Origin of the sequence: Singulisphaera chitinilytica (genome assembly GCF_049331405.1) — a bacterium.
Classification (GTDB): domain Bacteria; phylum Planctomycetota; class Planctomycetia; order Isosphaerales; family Isosphaeraceae; genus PoT.
This window is the reverse complement of the sequence record NZ_CP186274.1, coordinates 665,714-683,263: the sequence shown is the minus strand read 5'-3', so window position 1 is coordinate 683,263 and position 17,550 is coordinate 665,714. Positions and strand designations below refer to the sequence as shown.

The window sequence follows — 17,550 nt, the reverse complement described above, 5'->3', positions numbered from 1 at the left end:
TACGACTGTGATATCTTTGGCCGAAGCGAACGCGGAGATGAGGGCGATGATCGCGGGATGGGAGGCCGCCGGGAGCCCGGCCCCGCTCTCCTTCGCGGCGAGGTTCGTCCGCCATTCCGCCGAGGCACTGCGTCGCGCCGGCCAGTCCGACGAATGGATCCGGCGAGAGATCCTCGCCATCTACGCCGACAACATCGGCGCCCACCGGGGCCCGGCAAGGGCGAAGTTCCTCGAGACGGTCGAGCAGCGCCTGGCCGAGGCGCTCCCGCCCATGCCCGAGCCGGAGACGCCCTCGGCCCCGCCGCCCATCGACCCCGATCAAGAGGGATTCGACTCCTGGGTGGAAGCTGGCGACTCGTCCGACACCGCCCCCCTGCTGCTGATGGCCGAGAGCCTGCGATCCTTCGCGCTGACCCTGCGCGAGCTCGGCCGCCGCGACGCCATCATCCGCGCCGAGGTCCTGGAGCTGGTCCGGGCGAACCGTGGGACGATGCGCGAGGGCGACCTCGCTTTCCTCGAGCGGCGGGTCCGCCTCGCCCTCGATGAGATCCTCGGCAGCACCATCGACCCCGTGAATTGACGCGTGGGCTCCATGACCACGCACGACCGCCTCAGCCTGAACACCTTCGAAAGGCACAAGAATGACCGTCCAGAAGCAGGAACTCAACGAAGCGCTCTCCAAGATCCCCGGCTTCACGCCGGATCAATGGAAGGCCTTCCTCGCCAAGCAACGAGAGCTCGCGGCCAAGGCCAAGGCCAACGTCCAGGCCGCGGCCCTGGCCAAGATCTCCGCCGCCATCATCCGGAGGCCGCCTGTTGATCCCGGGTCGATGAAGATCGACCCCGCCATTGTGCGTCGGCCCCTGGATCGCCAGGACCGCCGTTGATCGTCCAATCCTCCCTTGTTCGAAACCTCAACCCACCGATTCGAGGAAGACGGCAATGACCGAAGAATTGCTCAGAGAGTACGAACTACGCCGGGCCGATTTCGTCGACGGGACGCCGGTCACGCTGGCAGACGGACAGCAGTGGATCCTGCGGAATCCCCTGGTGATCTTCGAGGCCCACGACGAATCGGACACCGGCTGGAGGAGCAGCCTGACGCTGGAGGGGCGCGACGATTACCAGTCCCTCCTCGACCGGCGCAAGGAGATGTTCGCCTCGACCGAGGACGGGATGGTCAAGCTGGCCGACGCGGCCTCGGTCGAACTCCCCATCGCCCGCGCCCTCCTGACGGCGAACTACGACCTGACGTCGGCCCAGTTGAACAAGCTCTTGCGCTTCATCTACGACGACCCCAGCGGACGCCACCCGCTCGCACGACTGCGGGATGACGTCATGGGGGTGGCCACGGGCGTCGGCCCAAAACACTCGCCCGATGGCAGCGACTCTGCGGATTCGCCTTCGGAGGGATCCCCTGCTACCGAGGGATGACGGTCGCAGACTATGTGGAATCGAACCTCTGGCGGCTCCTCCGGAGGCCGCCAGACCCGAACAAATGGTGCGAAGATCAGGGCCCGGGAGCTGTGCGCATCGCCGGCCTCGCCGGCATCGGATAGCGAGGAGACTGCATCGTGGCCAAGCGATCCTATAAGATTTCCTTCCAGATCGAGTCGACGAAGGCCGAGGCCGCCGCGCGGAAGCTCGTGACGTCGATGACGCAACTCGACAAGGCGGCGACCAAGGCGGGCGCGTCGATCGATAAGGCCTTCGCCAAGCTGAACACGTCCGCCACCGCCGGCGCGAATACCGCGACGGCGGCGGTCGCGAACCTCGGTGCCGCCCACACCCAGGCCGCGGGCGCGAAGGCCCACGCCGCGGCGGCGCAGAAGATCGACGTCGGGCTGCACTCGCTCCAGATGTCGGCCGTCAAGTTCGGGGATTTGCAGAGGGCCGCGGCCGACAAGGCCCAGAAGGCCCACCTGGCCTCGGTCGACAAGCGGATGAAGGCCGAGGAGGCGGCCAAGACCCGCTCCATGGTCGGCATCGATCAGCTCCGAATGTCCGGCATCAAGATGCAGGGGGACCTGCTGAGGGCGGCCGAGAGGGCGCAGGCCGCCAAAGACAAGCTCGTGGTCAAGTCCCTCTCGAACGAGGATGTCGCGCTCCGCGCCCGCAACTCCATGATGGCGAAGGCCAACCAGGCCCGCATCAATCAGGCGATCGCCGCGGGGTCGGCCGAGAAGAAATCGTTCATCGAATCGGCGGCGGGGGCGATGGGGCTCGAGGGGGCCCTCACCAGCGTCGCCGTCGCCGGGGCCGGGATCGCTGCCCTCGTCGTGAGCGTCGAGAGCCTCGCGGAATCCTTCGTCAGCGCCAAGGACAGCGCGCTCGAGATGGCCAGGAAGACCCTGGACACGCTGAGCGACCTTCGGGAAATCAGCGCCATCAAAGAAAAAGCATTCCCCTCCGATGAAGAATTGAAGCATCACCTGGATGTGAGGAAGGCCTCGGGCATGACGCACCCCGAGGCGGTGACCCTCCGGAACGAATTGGCGAACACGATGGGCACGGTCGGCTTCGACAAGATCAACCAGGAGCAGCGAGACAAGCTGGAAGTCTTCGCGGCCCAGTTCGCGGCCAGGACGGGCGGCGGCGAGGGGACGGTCAAGGCCCGGGCCGGTGCCATCGGGCTGATCCCGAGCTTCATGGAGGGCAACAACTTGCAGGCCGAGGATGTCGCGGATGCCGCGACCAAGGTCGACATCCTCCTGGGCAAGGGCCGCGGCACCCAGAAGCAGAGCACCGAGCAGTACGCAAAGGTTTTGACGGCAATGACTTCGGGCGAATTGGAGGGCAGATTCCACGACCCTTATGCCGCGGCCGGGCTGACCGCGATCGCATCGAAGTCGGGCCCGGGTTCGGCCGCCACGGCCGTCGAGCAGGGCGTCCGAGGGCTCGAGCGCTTCGGCAAGATGACTATGAGCAAGGGCGCCTTGCAGAGCCAGGGCGAGACGATCACGGAGGCCGGCATCGAGGATGCGGACAACCCCGATGTGAAATTCCGCAAGTTCTTCAAATATCTCGATACCAAACTTCAGAAAGGCCAGTCGCTGGACAAGTTCCTCCAGGATCGGGGGTTCGCCAATCAGGCCGAGCGTCGCAGCATCGGGCGGTTCTATGAGGGCCACTTGAGCGGCGACTACGAACGGATCATGGACGATGCCGCGAAGCCCGTCGAGAAGGGCCTCGCGGCCGAGAAGGCGAAGGAATACCTGGAGAGCAAGACCGGGAGGTACAAGATCGCGCTGGCCAATCGCGACGCCGCTACTACCGAGCGCGGGATGAAGCACGTCGAGTACGAGACCGGGCGGGTCGAGGCCGAGGACGACCTGATCCGCGAGGGAATGGACGACACCGGGATGGGGAAATTCCAGCAGAAGTGGGAGTCCCTCAAGACGCTCGGCTTCCGCACCGGGCGAGACGTCATGATCGACAAGCGGATGGCGGAGAACCGGCGGAAGCAGATCGAGGACCTCGGCGGCAAGGCCGAGCCCCCGAGGGACGGGATGTCGGTCGGGGACCTCGCGGCGGGTTTCACGGGAGGCCCGGCAGGCCTGGCCGGCATGGCCGGACAATTCCTCGGAAACAACATGTATCAGCATGTGTTCGCCGACGAGTCGGCCAAGGCGAACAGCGAGCAGGAAGTCATCAACGAGCTGAAGAAGGCCAACCAGAATCTGGAGAAGATGATCGCCGAGGGCAAGGCGGCGAAGGCGCCGGCCGCCGCCCCGCCCGCCGTCAAGGGGCCGCCTTCGACCATCGGCACTTTGCAGTCGATGCTCGGGTGGTAAGGCAATCCAGAGGTTTTACCGGAGCCTCGGTTGGCCTCCGTGGGAGATCGCTTTCACGGCGTTGCCTTCAATGTCGAAGATTTCCACCGAGGCGCCCCCAACTGATGTCACCCCTATTTGGATGTTGGGATCGTCCTTGCTGCGGCTCAGGGTCACGCTCGGGCCCGAGGGGTCGAACTGAGTCAGTTTCACACCATCCGGCCCCGATGGGGACATCAATGAAATCTCGGCTCCATCCTTCTCGGTGGTCGCCGAGATCCGCTGCCGGCCTTGCCGGTCGGAAAGTTCCATGTAGGAGAAGTCCTCTTCGCTCCCCTGGAAACCGAAGATGGCCCTGCCCAGCTCATTGCCGGTCAGTTCTAGGGTTGGCTGCCCCTTCTCGTTGATGCCCAGTTCGCCCCTGACCTTCCCGGCCGGGTCCACGAGCGTGAACTGAGTCGCGACAACCCGCCCGGCCTTCGCGTCGCCGAGGCGTCCGACCGCCGCGATCCGGCCGTCGCGAATCCCCACGTCGGCGACGTACCAGGGGGTGCCGCATCCGTCGACCACTCGGCCTGCCTTGAGCAGGAGGTCGTACTCGGCTTCGCCCACGGCGACCTCGGTGGCGGGCGCCCTCGCCAGCTCGACCCAGTGCGGCAGTGCGTAATACTCCGGACCGGTCGCGGTCGCGACCCCGACGAGGCGATCCCCCTTCAAAGAGAGCTTGAAGTCGAGCCACGAGACGCCGTGGTAGTCGGGGCGGGCGAAGAGGAGGCCGTCGAGCCTCGCGTGAAGCCGGCCGTCGCGCAAGGCCACCTCGGAGAGCTCGACCGGAGGACGGCCGGCGCAGGCGACGCGGGCCGTCCTGGGGGCCTCGAGCGTCAGCTTGAGCGGCACGTCGCCGTCGGGGTGGACGAGCTTACCGGTCCAGCCACCCGCCCACGAGCCGCCGACGTCGCGGTCCTCTGACCGCGAAGGACCGTCGTCCTCCTCCTGCTCGTCCTTCGCCCCACCGTCGGGGAAGAGGGCCCGGGTGAGCCGCGTGGCGAGGGATCGGTTGACACTGTGGGTGTTGCTGTTGATCAGCACGATGAGGGCGGCACGATCGTCGGGAAAGATCCGCAAGACCGTCGACACGCCCGGCATCCCTCCGGTGTGCGAGATGCAGCGGTGGCCCCGCTCCGTCGTGATGGCCCAGGAGACGCCCATCGCCGAACCTTCGCCTCGTCGGCCGGTCGGCTCCTGCATCGCCTTAATGGCCCGCTCGCTGAGGACGCGGACGCCGTCGAGTTCGCCCCCACGGAGGTGCATCCTGGCGAACCGCATCATGTCGTTGGCGCTGCTCCATATGGCCGAGGCGCCGGGATGGTCGAAACCATAGTCGCCGACGGGGACGAATCGGCCCGACACGTCCCTGCTGTAGGGGACCGCCCCCTCGGCCTCATGGCCGGGACGGACTCGGTCCGACGTGCGGATCATCCCGAGCGGGCCGTAGAGCTCGCCGTCCATGAAAGTCCGCCACGGCGACCCCGACGCGGCCTCCGTGATGAGCCCGAGGACGCCGAAGGCGAAATTGGAGTATTCCCAGGCCTTGCCGGGCTCGGTCGCGGCGAAGCCGTAGCGGCGGATCGACTCGTCGATCGGGGTAGCCGGGTGGCCGTCGTAGAAGAGGTTGTAATGGAGGGGCAAGCCCGCAGTGTGATTCGCCAGCCGACGCACTGTGATGGCGTCCGCGTCCCCGGCCCTGGCCGAGAGCTTGGCGCCGGCCAGGTATCGGTTCGCCGGCGCGTCCAGGTCCACGCGCCCGCGGTCGACCTGGATCATCAACCCCGTGGCGGTGATCGGCTTCGAGATGGAGGCAAGCCGGTAGATCGTGTCCGGGGTCGCCTTCGCCCCGGTCTGCCGGTTGGCGAGGCCGAAGCCCTCCGCCCAGACGACCTCGTCGCCCTTGAGGACGGCGACGGCCGCGGAAGGGATCTCGCCGCGTTCCACGAGGCCGACGACGTAGGCCCGCGCGTCGCGGAACTCCGCGGTGGGGGCACCCCCGGATTCGGAGTCCCCGGCCGCGAAGGCGCATGATGTCAGCAAGCACACCCGCAAGAATCCGACGTAGGACACACCCGCCCCCGTTTGTCGATGCCGAAGAATGATCACTTATTGGAAATCACTTGAGGATTGTCACCGCCAGGGGCGGTCGACGACCTCGGATCGGCGGCCCCGAGTCATCGGCGCCTCCCTCCGTGCCACGATATCCCAGACGGCCTCCACGATATCCCCACGGACCGCGTAGAGCCGGTCGTAGAGGTGGACCGTGGGGTCGCAGTGGGGGACGTAGAATTCGAGGCGGTCGCCGATTGCGGGGGAGTCCGCACCCGGACGCGCCGTGACCTTGCCGAACTCGTCGCCGAAGTACTTATATTCCAGGCCGGGCCGATCCCGGGCCTCGGGCCGGAATGGCGTCTCGGTCGCGAACGCCTTGACGCCGGCGTCTACCGAGGCGTGTCCCTCGCGGTCGACGCTCACCACGGTGGTGAGCACGCTGAGGCTGCGTCGGAAGTCATCGTAGGCTGCCCCGCCGTCGCGCGATCCGATCGCCCGGTATTCGACGTCCATGAAGATGTAGGAGCCGCACTGCAGCTCGACCTCGACGGGCAGGCGGCAGTCGATGTCGTAGGTCCCCGTGCTCCCGCCTGAGAGGTACGCGCTGTCGAGTCCCGAGCGGCGGAGGAGGTCGAGCGTCTCGACGGCGCGGCTCATCGCCCCCAGCGAGGCCGACCGACGGGCCTCGTAGCCCCGGACGTGGGAGGCGAGGCCCGAGTAGGCCTGAACGCCGCGGAGCCGGAGCGAAGGGCTACGATCGATCGCGCGGGCCAGCCCCAGCGCGGGCTCGCCGGGCTCGATCCCGAATCGGTGGTCCCCGACATCGAGGTCGACGAGGACGTCGACGAGCGTCCCGGCCGCCATCGCGGCCTCGGCAAGGAGTTCGACCTGTCGGAGGTGGCCGACGGCCAGCAGCACCTCGCATCCGGACCGGGCGAGGTCGACCATCCGCGAGATCTTGCCCGGCTCGACGATCGGTGATGTGAGGAGGACGCCCGGGATCCCGGCCCGGGCCATCGCCTCGGCCTCCGGGACCGTCGCCGTCGAGATGCCCCGGGCGCCGGCGGCGACCTGCCTGCGGGCGATTTCCGGACACTTGTGCGTCTTCGCGTGCGGCCGGAGGTAACAGCCCTGGCGGCGGCATTGGGCGGCCATCGCCTCGAGGGTTGCCTCGAAGTGGTCGAGGTCGACGAGCAGGGCGGGCGTCGGGAGGTCGTCCTTGTTTGTCGCGTGCCCCGCGAGGCGATCGGTGGACATGAGAAGCCCTTTTACAACCGGCCGCCTGAACGCCTCCACCCCCTCCTCGACGCGAGGGGGCGGAGGGAGGAGTACGGCCCTCGATCAGTAACTGTCCGAGCTCAAGACCTCGCCATTGGCCACGGTCCCCAGGCCCCACCATGTCTGGATCGAGATCGAATCCTTAATGAATCGCACGCTGCCGTCGGTCATCAGGGTGTTGACGCCGCCGTTGTGATTGCTGGAAGCGACCAGGTAGTGGGCCGATTGGGCCTGGGAACAGCAGTCCACGCGGCAGGAGTTCCAGGAGTACTTCCCTCCCCCGTTGGGGGGGACGATCGTGTTGAAGAGCGAGACGCCCATGGCAGCGAAGCCCCAGCGATAGCCACGGTCATTGGCCGTGAAGACGGTCTGATACGTCGTACTGCACGCCTGCAGGTCGGTCATGAGGCTGCCGGAGATTCCACTGATGTCGAGCTTGTTGGCGGCTTGGGACGACCCGGAATTCCCTGTGCCATTGCCTCTCCGCGGGCCCGAAGTATTCTGGTCGCCGACCAGGGCCTCGGAGAAGGCGATGGTGTTCGACGTCCCGTCGGTCACGTTCGCCACCGACTTCGAGAGCTGGAATGCGAAGACGCCCGTCGTCTGGTTGGTGGCGGCACCCCAATCCGTCGGGGCCTCGTTGTAGCTGGTGGTGCCCGTGCTGGCGTGGTAGCTGTTGATGTTCACCTGGCCCGCGTTGCCGTCCGATGGGCAGAGGAAGACGCCGATCTTCATGTTGTACGAGGTCGAATTGACCGCCGGACCGGGCAGGCCCTGGCCGGTGGGCTCGGGCGAGAAGTTGAAGTTGACCGCGTTGTAGAGCGGCGACTGCTCGATGTAGTTGAGCAGCAGCGCCTGAGCCGACCAGTTGGTCCAGGAGGTCGTGTCCGTGCTGTAGTCGTAGGAATTCAGCGAGGCCCCCAGGGGGAATGAACCGTGCGAAGAATGGTAGTTGTGGAGCGCCAGGCCGATCTGCTTGAGATTGTTGACGCACTGCATCCGCCTCGCGGCCTCTCGCGCCGCCTGGACGGCGGGCAGTAGCAGCGCGATGAGGACGGCGATGATTGCGATTACAACCAGGAGCTCGATGAGCGTGAAGGCTCGACTTCGCGTGGAATGCATCGTATTCCTCCTCTTCGAGTACAGATGGCCTGAGATGGGAGAGGAGCGAGATAACCGCGGGGAGTGGCGTGGAGCTGGGGGCCGATCCGGACGGACAAGGCACCGAGTCACCACGGTTTTCCGGGGGCAGAGAAGCCGAGGCTCGGGGAGAGATTCGGGCCGGTTCGGCGTTCTCGGAGAGGTTGAGGGCTTGCGGACGTCGACGGGTGTGAGGCCTACTCCTTCTTGATTTTCAGGCCTTTCCCCTTGGGCTTGGACTTCATGTAATCGTTGTACTTCGAGTTCCGATCGTCGGCCTTCGGGTCGACGGCAGCGGATACTCCGCTGTCGCCCGTCCCGCCGCCGCAACCCGGCGACGTCAGCGCGAAGGCGGAGAGGAGCAGCGACCCAACAAGCCCAATCCCGATGTGCCACAAGCGGCGATCAAATGGGTACGACAATCCACGTCTCCTTTGTTCCAGAGGATTCGGACAACGAGTGTGCCGAAAGGCGGTACGCCACGTTAGGCGACACGATAGGGGAGTGGGATGGCTCGAGTGCCAAGCAAGGCGGGAGGCCATCCTTCCCGGCGAGGAGCGTGGGAGAGAGGCGGTATCATGCTTGATGATTCGCGATCGAATCGACCTTGGCGTATGACCTATTCGATCAGTCCGATTTGGCGGGCTCTGTCGCAGGGCGTATGCAATCCCGGCCACCTTCTCGATGGAGACACGCCGCCCAAATTGCTTCCAGCTCGCATCATGCTTTTTGAGACATTCGTCCGAATGCGCCGCTGAGTACGGCTTGCCAATACAACGCGGATTGTATACAATATTCCGGTGAGGTCAAGCACTTATCGCCGGGGACGTGTCAGATTTCTCCGAAGGCGCATGGATATGCCTGTCAAGCGATCGAGGCCTCTCTCCGAACTCAATGCGACGATCGAGCCACCGCAGGCGTTGCCGGATCGCGTTTACGGCCTCCTGAAGCATCGCATCCTCACATGCACAATCTTGCCGGGCCAACGGCTGAATGAGAAGGAGATCGCGGACGAGTTCAAGGTCTCGCGGACCCCGCTCCGCGAGGCCTTGAACCGCTTGTCCCAGGAGAATCTACTGACCCGGATCCCCTACTGCGGCTATGCGGTCACCCTCATTACCGAGGACGATATTCGCGAGCTGTGCGAATCTCGCCTGATCCTGGAGACGGCGGCCGCCGGGCTCGCCGCCGAGCGAGCGACCCCGGCCGAGCTAGAACGCATGATGCAGTTCGTGGAGTTGCGGTACACGCCCGGCGACCGCGAGACCTACGCCCAGTACCTCAAGGCCAACAGCCTCTTCCACGGCGAGCTGGCGCGTGCGAGTCATAATCACCGCCTCGAAGTTATGGTCGTGACGGTGCTGGACGAACTCCAGAGGCCGCTCTATCTAGGCCTGGATGTCGGCCTCGACGCGGCGAATGCCACGCAAGAGCATGTCCTCTTGGTCGAGGCGATCAAGGACCGCAACCCCGACCGTGCTCGGAGGCTTCAAAGCGATCAGATCACCATGGCCAACGAACGAATCATCGCCGCGATGAAGGCTTACATCCTTCGGGTAGATAAGGCCTGAGACGAGGCGCACGGCGGCGGGTGTGGGTCCGAAGCAGCTACTGCCCCGGACTCGGCCATGCAACAACGGCCGAAGGCCTGCTCAGTTAGGACGGCATCAGGCCGGAGCGTCGAGGAGGTCTCGCCGACGATGCCGGACAAGGGAATCGAGTTCGATGCACCGACGGAGAGTGGGCTGGGCAAAGTAGCGGGAGGGGATACGGCGGTCCCGCGGGGAGGGCGGCTTACCGTTGTGCTGCCGAACCATCCGAACTACCCACGTGGGCGGGGACGCTCTGTTTCACGGAATCTCCTGAGACATCGTTGCCCATGGTCAACAGATCAGAACTGACCTCGGGGTAGGCATAGGACGCTGATCTCGATGATGCGATCGACCCCGGCGTCGGTCCCGGTGGTCTCGAGGTCGAGGCCGGCCAGGGGCCTTTCGAGGATGATGATCTTGAGCATGGTCCCTCCCGAGTGGCATTGCCCTCTTGAGGGGTTTCGGCAGGTGGCCGGGGCTCTCCTCCACGTTTTCCACCTGTGAGCCAAGAATTCGACGTCTCAAGGCGCACGACCGTCATCACCCTGCTCGCCGAGAAGCCCAGAGACCGTGAAGCGTTGCAGCAACGCCATGCAACGCGTTGCTGCAACGTTGCGGCAACGAAATGCAACGCTTCGGCAACGTTGCCTCGGAGTGGTCAGTGGGCGCTCCCCTCGGAGGCTGGAATCGCGGCCGGGCCCTCCCGGCTTGTAGCGCTACGCGTACGTTACCGTAACGTTACATCGCCGTGGTTCGATCGAAGCAACTCCTGATTTGGTCCGGGGCGTTCGTCCTGGCGACTTCCCCCCTTGCCTTGCTCGATCCTCGCGTGATGAGGCGAGGGGCATCGGTCCGCTGCGAGGGGGCCATCAATCGCAACACACATCCGGTAAGGGCGAAACCGCGGGGAAAAGTCGCAGTAGGCGGGATCGAGGACCGAGGGAGGGGCGGCCCCCAGGGGCAAGCTGGCGCACTCGAAGTCGGTGCCGTCGAGGCGATGATGGATGATCGTCTTGAGCCGTCGGAAGCTCGCGACGAACGTCCGCAGTTATCTGATGTCGGCGAATCATTCCACCACTAGGCGTCGTGTAGCATGCTCAGAGCCCGGCGCGGCTACGTGGATCTCGTCGCTGTGACCCGGGCCTTCGCCTTCTGATTCACCATGATGAACGTCCGCATCTCGCATGGGAAACGCCCGGCCGCTAGCAACTCGGTCAGCGTCAGATGAAGCAGCTCCTTGTTCGAGAGGGAGCCGAGGCCAAGCTCTAGGTCGCTCATCCCGCTCGGCCCGCGAGCGGCCACGTAGGCCATCATGGCCGCTCGCTTCTGGCCCTTGTCGGCGAGATGGAGACCTACGGGACGTTCGTTGTCGATCGGCATAGCTGCAACCCATCCATGTGGACAAAGCCGCGAGTAGCCCATCGTGGTAATTGGGCGAGCTTGGACCAATTCCAAGGTCACCCCGATGGCCGGCACCGGTAAATACCGGCCTCGTCGCCTCATCCCATACTCATCGAAGAAGCTTCAAACCGCGTCCGAACAGGTATGGCCAAAGCCGCCCCTTCATCCGTTGCGGGCATGCCATTCTGAGGTGTCCCAGTCGAGCTATCGAGGTCGATCTGGCATGGGGATGTGCTTTAATAAAATTAGCGTAAGGGCGATCTTACCAGCCTCTTACCGTAAATTTACTCGGCGCTTCCAGAATGGGTGGAGAGATCAGGAACCTGGGCACGGGCCCTCGCTCGTTGAGAAGGCCAGGCCGCCCCGGTTCGGAAACTCACCCTGCCGGAAAGAGCCCCGACCATGCCAAGATCCCCCCGAGTCTGGAAGGCGGTTTTCGCAATCGCTCTGGCCTGTTCCATGCTCCCTGTCCGACATTCAAGGGCTGCCGATCCCCCCTCGCTGCCCGATCAACTCGCAAGACTCGGCCGACAGGCCACGGCCCAGGGGGAAAGCGAACAGGCCCTGAAGTTCTACCGTAAGGCGTTGAGTCTCGACCCTCACCATGCTGAATCCATCCGTGCCATCGAGCGGTACGAGCATGCCGGTCGCATCAAGAGGGCGTCACAGGCCTCGACGAAGTTGCAGCCAACACCCGACAGCATGGAGACGTCGCCGACCGATCCCCAGCGGCCGCAGGCCAACATCGAGGAGGCCGAGCGTCTGGAGGCGATACAGCGGCAGCAATTGACGGCCGACGTCCGTCAACGCCTCCAGACGGCCCGCGACCTGGTCGCTTCCGGCCAACCCGAGGCGGCCCTCAATACCCTCCGGCTCGAGCAGACGGTCATACGTTCTTCGACCGACGTCCCCGATGACGTCCGCGACTCGCTCGACCGCGAAATCCAGGCCCAGTTGATCTCGACCGTCAGGGCCGAGGAACAGATCGTCCAGGATCGCGCCGAGAAGCTCCGCCTTGAGGCCGCGGCCGAGCAGCAGGTCCGCGCCCTGGACCTGCTGACCCGCAACCACGACACGGTCAGCACCATGATGATCCAGTTCGACAGCCTGATGGCCCAGGGGCAGTACAACGTCCTCTTTAACGGCGGCACCGGCGACATCGTCGCCACCACGGCACCGTTCTACGAGGCCCGCCTGCTCGCCCAGAAGGCCCACGCCCTGGTGCCGAACGACCCGACCCCTCATGTGGGTGCCTTCGTGGCTTCGACGACCGGGTTCCTGGCCCAGGAGATGGCCTACGAGCAGCTCAAAGAATTCCGCTTCATGCTCTCCATGCAGGACGCAGAGCGAGCCGCCGTGCCATTCCCCGACACGATCACCATCGAGTATCCCGACGCCGAGCACTGGCGGACCCTCTCGGAGAAGCGGATCAAGCGCTACGGCAAAGCCGTCGACCTGCTCGACCGCGACCCCAAGACGAAGAACATCATCGAGAAGCTCAACGAGCCGATCACAATGTCCTTCCCCAACGAGACGCCGTTCGAGGAAGTCCTCAAGTACATCAAGACGGCGACCACCGGGGCCAATGACTCGGGGATCCCGATCTACGTCGACCCCGTCGGCCTGCAGGAGGCCGAGAAGACGATGTCCTCGCCGGTCACCCTCGACCTCGAAGGCGTGCCCCTCAAGACGACCCTCCGCCTGATCCTCAAGCAGCTCACCCTCACCTACACGGTGAAGGATGGGATGATCACGATCACCTCGGAGAACGCCGAGGACACCCCGACCGAGATCCGCGTCTACCCGGTCGCCGACCTCGCCATCATCCCCATCTCCCTCATCTCGGGCGGTGGTGGAGGTATGGGCGGCATGGGAGGTGGCATGGGCGGTATGGGCGGCGGTATGGGTGGAATGGGAGGCGGCATGGGAGGCATGGGAGGTGGCATGGGAGGCATGGGAGGCATGGGAGGTGGCATGGGAGGCATGGGGATGATGTCTATACCTCCTCGCCCCTCGAACATCACTGACGAGATAAATCCGTAACCCAAATCCTTCTCATCAGTGGCTCCTGGCCTATTGGCTCAACGTCCTACGCGGCTGGGCCTATAGGCCAGGAGCTTTGGCGATCAAGCGAGTTCGGGCAATGTAAGCTCCTTTATGAAGAGCAGGTAAATCAGATTTTACCTTTATCCTATGCATATTGCCACTTTTACTGTTGGCCCCCATTTTGAATCCAGAAGGAAATCGAGGGAAGTCGATATCTCGTGAAGAAGCCAGCCTGGCTTGCCTTCGTGGGCCTGAGAATTTTGGCGGTTGTCAAGGATAGGCCAATCAGGAGTCCTAGGCAGCTCTGGTGATCGCCACGATCATGCACGGCGTCCTCGATCGCAAAGATGCGGAGCGTAGATCGCATTAACGGGGGAGAGTCGGCGTCAGGCCCATCGTTGGACGACTCTCGGCCGGGCGACCGAGTATACGCCTCGACGAAGAGACGTTTGGAACTTTCCGCGCGGCCAGGATGGCTGTGCTCATGAACATGAACATCTTAGTCGCCGAACGGCTTGGAACCGGAGGACGCGATGGGGACCATCGGCATCCTTGTTAGACAGAATTGCTGGTGGCTCTCGGCCCCGGCCCTGATGATTGCCTTCGCAGCGTGCCCCATGCCGAGCGAGGCAAGCGGGGGCCAGGATCCGGTCTCTGCGCCGGGTCTCAATCCACCCGATCGCCCTGCCTCGTCGGCGAGATTGCCCGCCCCTCCCGGAGCCCCGACGCGGCCTGACGTCTATGCGACCCCGGACGCGATGGCCCTTCCGGCCGATCCCGGATCCGGCGCGACGAACGCCGCCACGGTCCCTCTGCTGCCGGTCTCGCCCTCGATCCTGGATCCCACGGTGCAGCCGCTCGACCTGAACGTCGCGCTGCACCTGGCCGGGGTCCAGAATCCGGAGCTATTGATCGCCCAGCAGCGGGTGGCCGAGGCGACGGCGTTGAAGCAGCAGGCGGCGGCGATGATCCTGCCGTCCATCAACCTCGGCGTCACATTCGACACGCACACCGGCAATCTGCAGCAGTCGAGCGGCAACATCCTCTCGGTGAATCGCAGCTCGGTCTACGTCGGCGGAGGTGCGTTCGGCATCGGCGGCGGCTCGGTCAACATCCCCGGGCTCATCCTCACCGGCAACGTGGCGACGGGCGTCTACGCTTACCTCGTCTCCCGACAGGTCGAGGCCCAGCGCCAGTTCGCAACCGTGGCCATCCGCAACCAAGCCTTCCTCCAGACGACGCTCGCCTATTGCGGACTGCTCCGGGCGGAAGGCTCGCGGGCCATTGCCATGCAGGTCCGCGACGACGCCCGCCTCGTCGCCAAGCTGACGGCCGCCTACGCCGAGACAGGCCAGGGCGCAAGTCCGACGCCGACCGCGCGGCGACCGAACTCGCCAAGCGCGAGGCCGACTTCCAGGCGACCGAAGGGCTCGTGCTGACGGCCTCGGCCCGGCTATGCGAGGTGCTCAACCTCGACCCGTCAATCCGGCTCCATCCGACCGACGCCTGGGTCGTCCCCCGGCCGATCGTCCCCGACCCGATGCCCGTCTATGAGCTGATCGCCATCGCCCTGATGCAACGCCCCGAGCTCGCCGAGCGCCGGGCCGCCATCAAGGAGGCGATGCTGGCACTCGAGAGTGCAAGGTCCTGCCGTTCTCCCCGACGGTCCTCCTCGGCCTGAGCGCGGGCGGATTCGGCGGCGGCAGCAACCTCGTCCGTCCGATCTTCGGCAACTTCAGCGGCCGGTCCGACATTGACGTCTACGCCTACTGGACCCTCCAGAATCTGGGCGTGGGCAACGCCGCGCTGATCCGGGTGGCGAGGAGCCGGCTGGGCGTCGCCCAGTTCCAGGAGATCGCCGTGCTCGACCGCGTGCGCGTCGAGGTGGCCGAAGCCTACGCCAGGACTCATGCACGCTACGCCCAGATCGGCACCACCGAGCGGGCCGTGCGGACCGGGACCGACGGCTTCAATGAGGACGTCGCCCGCCTCGAGAACACGGTCGGCCTGCCGATCGAGTTGCTCGACAGCATGCGGCTCCTCGCGAGGGCCAGGCAGGAATATCTCGATGCGATCGTCGACTACAACGAGGCCCAGTTCGCCCTCTACGTCGCGCTGGGGCAGCCCCCCGCGGCCATGCTCGCCCGCCCCGTGCCGACGGCCGGCGTGACGGCGCCGGGTCAGCGCGCCACCAGCAACGGCCCCGCCGCTCCCAATGTCCGCCCCGCAGCCCCGGCTGCCGCCGCGCCGGCGTTGAGCAGCAGGCCGATCGCGGCGTCGAACCCGCGTCGGGCGGTGCGATAAGCCATGGAACGGCACGGAGGAATCAGGATGACATCCCCGAGGCTCCCTCGAATTCGAAGCGGCTGCCCGCCGCGGCGCTGGCGGAGCTGGGCGATCATGGCCCTGCTCGCGACAGACCTGGCGGGATGCGCGACCCAGCACTCGGCCCATCAGTACGCCGGCGTCATCCCGCCGACCGACCAGATCCAGGCGAACGCCTCAACGACGAGCGTGACGGCGCCCCCCGAGCTTCCCCGAATGGTCACGGCCCCGACGACGCCCGGCACCGAGACCGCCAGGGATCCCGGCGTCGAGCGGACCCGTACCAACCTCCAGCCGGGCCCCGATCCATCGGCAACTCCCGGCTCGAAGCCCGGTGAGATCGCCGTCGAGCCGAACGCCTCCAAGCCCGTGGAGTTGCTCGAGACGTCGAACGCGCCCGTCGTGCCCCCCGCGGCCTCCGACTATCCGATCGACCTCACCACGGCGCTCCGACTGGCCGAGGTCGAGAACCCGCAAATCGCCGAGGCCCGCCAGCGGATCGTCGAGGCGTTGGGGCTCCAGCAATCTGCCCGTGTGCTCCTCGTCCCCAACGTGAACGCGGGGGTGACATACCACGGCCACACCGGCGTCTATCAGCGGTCGACGGGTCAGATCTACAGCGTCTCGAACCAGTCGATCTATATGGGCGGCGGTGCTTTCGCCGTCGGCCAGACGACCGTGGCGGTTCCTGGCCTGAACATCTCGACGCCCCTCACCGATGCCCTGTTCGAGCCGCTCGCGGCCAAGCAGAACGTGAAGCGCAGCGAGTTCGAGGCCATCGCGACGGCGAACTCCGTCCTGCTCGACGCCGCCACGGCCTATTACGAGCTGGCCGCGGCCGAGACCTCGCTGATGCTCAGGCGAGAGACCGAAGCGGACATCCTCAAGGCGGCCAAGCTGACCCAGTCGTACGCCATCACGGGGCAAGGGTTCCGCTCCGACGCCAATCGTGCGGCGACCTTGCACCAGCTCGTGAGGAGGCAGGTCGAACGGGCCGAGGAAGACGCGGCCGTCGCGTCGGCCCGGCTCTCGCGAAGGCTGCACCTCGACCCGGTCGTGCGGGTCCATCCACAGGTGCCCGGGATCGCCCCCATCGAGCTGATCGACCCGCGAAGCCCGGTGGAAGGCCTGATCCAGACCGCGATGGTTCGTCGCCCCGAGATCGGTGCCCGGACCGCCGCGATCGAGACGGCCGAGGCCCGGCTCAAGAAGGAGCTCGCCCGCCCCTGGCTGCCGACGCTATGGCTCGGCGTCAGCGGCGGTGCCTTCGGCGGCGGCAGCAACATCGCGCCGCCGTTGGTGGGCAACGTCGGCGGACGTACCGACATCGACGTCATGGCCTATTGGACCTTGCAGAACCTGGGCCTCGGCAATCTCGCGATCCAGCGCCGGCAGCGAGCGCAGGTCGGCCAGGCGATGGGGGATCGTTCGCGGACGATCACCACGATCCGTCGCGAGGTCGCGGCCTCGCTCGCGAGGGCCGGGGCGGCTCAAGGTCGGGTCGTGGCGACGGCCCGCCAGCTCGACACGGCGACCCAGGGCTTCAAGGAAGACCTGGACCGGCTCAAGAACACGGTGGGGCGGCCGATCGAGCTGACGAATAGCCTCGAGTTGCTCTCGCAGGCTCGGCAGGACCACCTTGCCGCGATCCTCGACTATAATCGCGCCCAGTTGCAGCTCTTCGTGTCGCTCGGCTCTCCCCCGCCTCTGGAGCGTCCCGCCACCGACCCGCTGCCCCCGGCGCCCATCGCCTATCCACCGTTACCCCTGCCGCCTGGCATGGCGAACCCCGCCATCCCCGCCGGGGTGCCCGGGCCGCCGCCGAACCCGATCCAGGTTTCGCTTCCTCCCGTGCCTTGAGCGTGCCCATCGGCGATGACGCTGGCTCGACACGG

At 65.8% G+C, this 17,550-nt stretch carries 16 protein-coding genes; 10 read left to right on the top strand and 6 right to left on the bottom strand.

Annotated features, from left to right (window positions below; all coding sequences use genetic code 11):
- The first annotated feature begins 46 nt into the window (after positions 1–46).
- The 4 genes from ACOYYX_RS02515 to ACOYYX_RS02500 all read left to right on the top strand — a co-directional run bounded on the left by ACOYYX_RS02515 (position 47) and on the right by ACOYYX_RS02500 (position 3,794).
- Positions 47–580: a hypothetical protein gene (locus tag ACOYYX_RS02515; protein ID WP_422928359.1), complete on the top strand. Its 534-nt coding sequence runs from the start codon at positions 47–49 to the stop codon at positions 578–580.
- 61 nt (positions 581–641) lie between these two features.
- Positions 642–887 (top strand): hypothetical protein, encoded by a 246-nt coding sequence (locus ACOYYX_RS02510; protein ID WP_422928358.1) that lies wholly within the window; start codon positions 642–644, stop codon positions 885–887.
- A 55-nt stretch (positions 888–942) separates the two neighbouring features.
- Complete coding sequence (locus ACOYYX_RS02505; protein WP_422928357.1) at positions 943–1,434, top strand: hypothetical protein; 492 nt, start codon at positions 943–945, stop codon at positions 1,432–1,434.
- A 140-nt stretch (positions 1,435–1,574) separates the two neighbouring features.
- Positions 1,575–3,794, top strand: a complete 2,220-nt coding sequence (locus ACOYYX_RS02500; protein ID WP_422928356.1) for a hypothetical protein — start codon at positions 1,575–1,577, stop codon at positions 3,792–3,794.
- Positions 3,795–3,809: 15 nt separating this feature from the next.
- On the opposite strand, the gene ACOYYX_RS02495 is transcribed toward ACOYYX_RS02500, so the two are convergent.
- The 4 genes from ACOYYX_RS02495 to ACOYYX_RS02480 form a co-directional block, all read right to left on the bottom strand.
- Complete coding sequence (locus ACOYYX_RS02495) at positions 3,810–5,867, bottom strand: serine hydrolase (protein WP_422928355.1); 2,058 nt, start codon at positions 5,865–5,867, stop codon at positions 3,810–3,812.
- 84 nt (positions 5,868–5,951) lie between these two features.
- Positions 5,952–7,130 carry a DSD1 family PLP-dependent enzyme gene (locus tag ACOYYX_RS02490; protein ID WP_422928354.1) on the bottom strand — a complete coding sequence of 393 codons (1,179 nt, stop codon included), beginning with the start codon at positions 7,128–7,130 and terminating at the stop codon, positions 5,952–5,954.
- An 84-nt stretch (positions 7,131–7,214) separates the two neighbouring features.
- A complete protein-coding gene (locus ACOYYX_RS02485) occupies positions 7,215–8,273 on the bottom strand; it encodes a DUF1559 domain-containing protein (protein WP_422928353.1) in 1,059 nt (352 codons plus the stop codon).
- Positions 8,274–8,488: 215 nt separating this feature from the next.
- Positions 8,489–8,713, bottom strand: coding sequence for a hypothetical protein (locus tag ACOYYX_RS02480; protein ID WP_422928352.1), 225 nt, complete (start codon positions 8,711–8,713; stop codon positions 8,489–8,491).
- Positions 8,714–9,148: 435 nt separating this feature from the next.
- Here ACOYYX_RS02480 and ACOYYX_RS02475 point away from each other — a divergent pair, with 435 nt between their 5' ends.
- Positions 9,149–9,862, top strand: a complete 714-nt coding sequence (locus ACOYYX_RS02475; protein ID WP_422928351.1) for a GntR family transcriptional regulator — start codon at positions 9,149–9,151, stop codon at positions 9,860–9,862.
- Positions 9,863–10,182: 320 nt separating this feature from the next.
- Here ACOYYX_RS02475 and ACOYYX_RS02470 read toward each other — a convergent pair whose 3' ends face one another.
- Positions 10,183–10,308: a hypothetical protein gene (locus tag ACOYYX_RS02470; RefSeq protein WP_422928350.1), complete on the bottom strand. Its 126-nt coding sequence runs from the start codon at positions 10,306–10,308 to the stop codon at positions 10,183–10,185.
- A gap of 688 nt (positions 10,309–10,996) precedes the next feature.
- Positions 10,997–11,263, bottom strand: coding sequence for a hypothetical protein (locus ACOYYX_RS02465; protein ID WP_422928349.1), 267 nt, complete (start codon positions 11,261–11,263; stop codon positions 10,997–10,999).
- 480 nt (positions 11,264–11,743) lie between these two features.
- On the opposite strand from ACOYYX_RS02465, the gene ACOYYX_RS02460 reads away from it, so the two are divergent.
- The 5 genes from ACOYYX_RS02460 (at position 11,744) to ACOYYX_RS02440 (ending at position 17,515) form a co-directional block, all read left to right on the top strand.
- Complete coding sequence (locus ACOYYX_RS02460; protein WP_422928348.1) at positions 11,744–13,327, top strand: hypothetical protein; 1,584 nt, start codon at positions 11,744–11,746, stop codon at positions 13,325–13,327.
- Between the two features lie 761 nt (positions 13,328–14,088).
- Positions 14,089–14,769, top strand: a complete 681-nt coding sequence (locus tag ACOYYX_RS02455; RefSeq protein ID WP_422928347.1) for a hypothetical protein — start codon at positions 14,089–14,091, stop codon at positions 14,767–14,769.
- Positions 14,763–15,011 carry a hypothetical protein gene (locus ACOYYX_RS02450; RefSeq protein ID WP_422928346.1) on the top strand — a complete coding sequence of 83 codons (249 nt, stop codon included), beginning with the start codon at positions 14,763–14,765 and terminating at the stop codon, positions 15,009–15,011. Before ACOYYX_RS02455 ends, ACOYYX_RS02450 begins: the two co-directional genes overlap by 7 nt.
- Positions 14,978–15,634: a TolC family protein gene (locus ACOYYX_RS02445; protein ID WP_422931581.1), complete on the top strand. Its 657-nt coding sequence runs from the start codon at positions 14,978–14,980 to the stop codon at positions 15,632–15,634. Before ACOYYX_RS02450 ends, ACOYYX_RS02445 begins: the two co-directional genes overlap by 34 nt.
- A gap of 27 nt (positions 15,635–15,661) precedes the next feature.
- Complete coding sequence (locus ACOYYX_RS02440) at positions 15,662–17,515, top strand: TolC family protein (RefSeq protein ID WP_422928345.1); 1,854 nt, start codon at positions 15,662–15,664, stop codon at positions 17,513–17,515.
- Positions 17,516–17,550: the final 35 nt, after the last annotated feature.

What these genes read in the sequence shown, in the direction of transcription:
- ACOYYX_RS02515 (WP_422928359.1), top strand. Translation starts at nt 47, where the DNA reads ATGATCGCGGGATGGGAGGCCGCCGGGAGCCCGGCCCCGCTCTCCTTC.
- ACOYYX_RS02510 (WP_422928358.1), top strand. Translation starts at nt 642, where the DNA reads ATGACCGTCCAGAAGCAGGAACTCAACGAAGCGCTCTCCAAGATCCCC.
- ACOYYX_RS02505 (WP_422928357.1), top strand. Translation starts at nt 943, where the DNA reads ATGACCGAAGAATTGCTCAGAGAGTACGAACTACGCCGGGCCGATTTC.
- ACOYYX_RS02490 (WP_422928354.1), bottom strand. Translation starts at nt 7,130, where the DNA reads ATGTCCACCGATCGCCTCGCGGGGCACGCGACAAACAAGGACGACCTC.
- ACOYYX_RS02485 (WP_422928353.1), bottom strand. Translation starts at nt 8,273, where the DNA reads ATGCATTCCACGCGAAGTCGAGCCTTCACGCTCATCGAGCTCCTGGTT.
- ACOYYX_RS02475 (WP_422928351.1), top strand. Translation starts at nt 9,149, where the DNA reads ATGCCTGTCAAGCGATCGAGGCCTCTCTCCGAACTCAATGCGACGATC.
- ACOYYX_RS02470 (WP_422928350.1), bottom strand. Translation starts at nt 10,308, where the DNA reads ATGCTCAAGATCATCATCCTCGAAAGGCCCCTGGCCGGCCTCGACCTC.
- ACOYYX_RS02465 (WP_422928349.1), bottom strand. Translation starts at nt 11,263, where the DNA reads ATGCCGATCGACAACGAACGTCCCGTAGGTCTCCATCTCGCCGACAAG.
- ACOYYX_RS02460 (WP_422928348.1), top strand. Translation starts at nt 11,744, where the DNA reads ATGCTCCCTGTCCGACATTCAAGGGCTGCCGATCCCCCCTCGCTGCCC.
- ACOYYX_RS02455 (WP_422928347.1), top strand. Translation starts at nt 14,089, where the DNA reads ATGGCCCTTCCGGCCGATCCCGGATCCGGCGCGACGAACGCCGCCACG.
- ACOYYX_RS02440 (WP_422928345.1), top strand. Translation starts at nt 15,662, where the DNA reads ATGACATCCCCGAGGCTCCCTCGAATTCGAAGCGGCTGCCCGCCGCGG.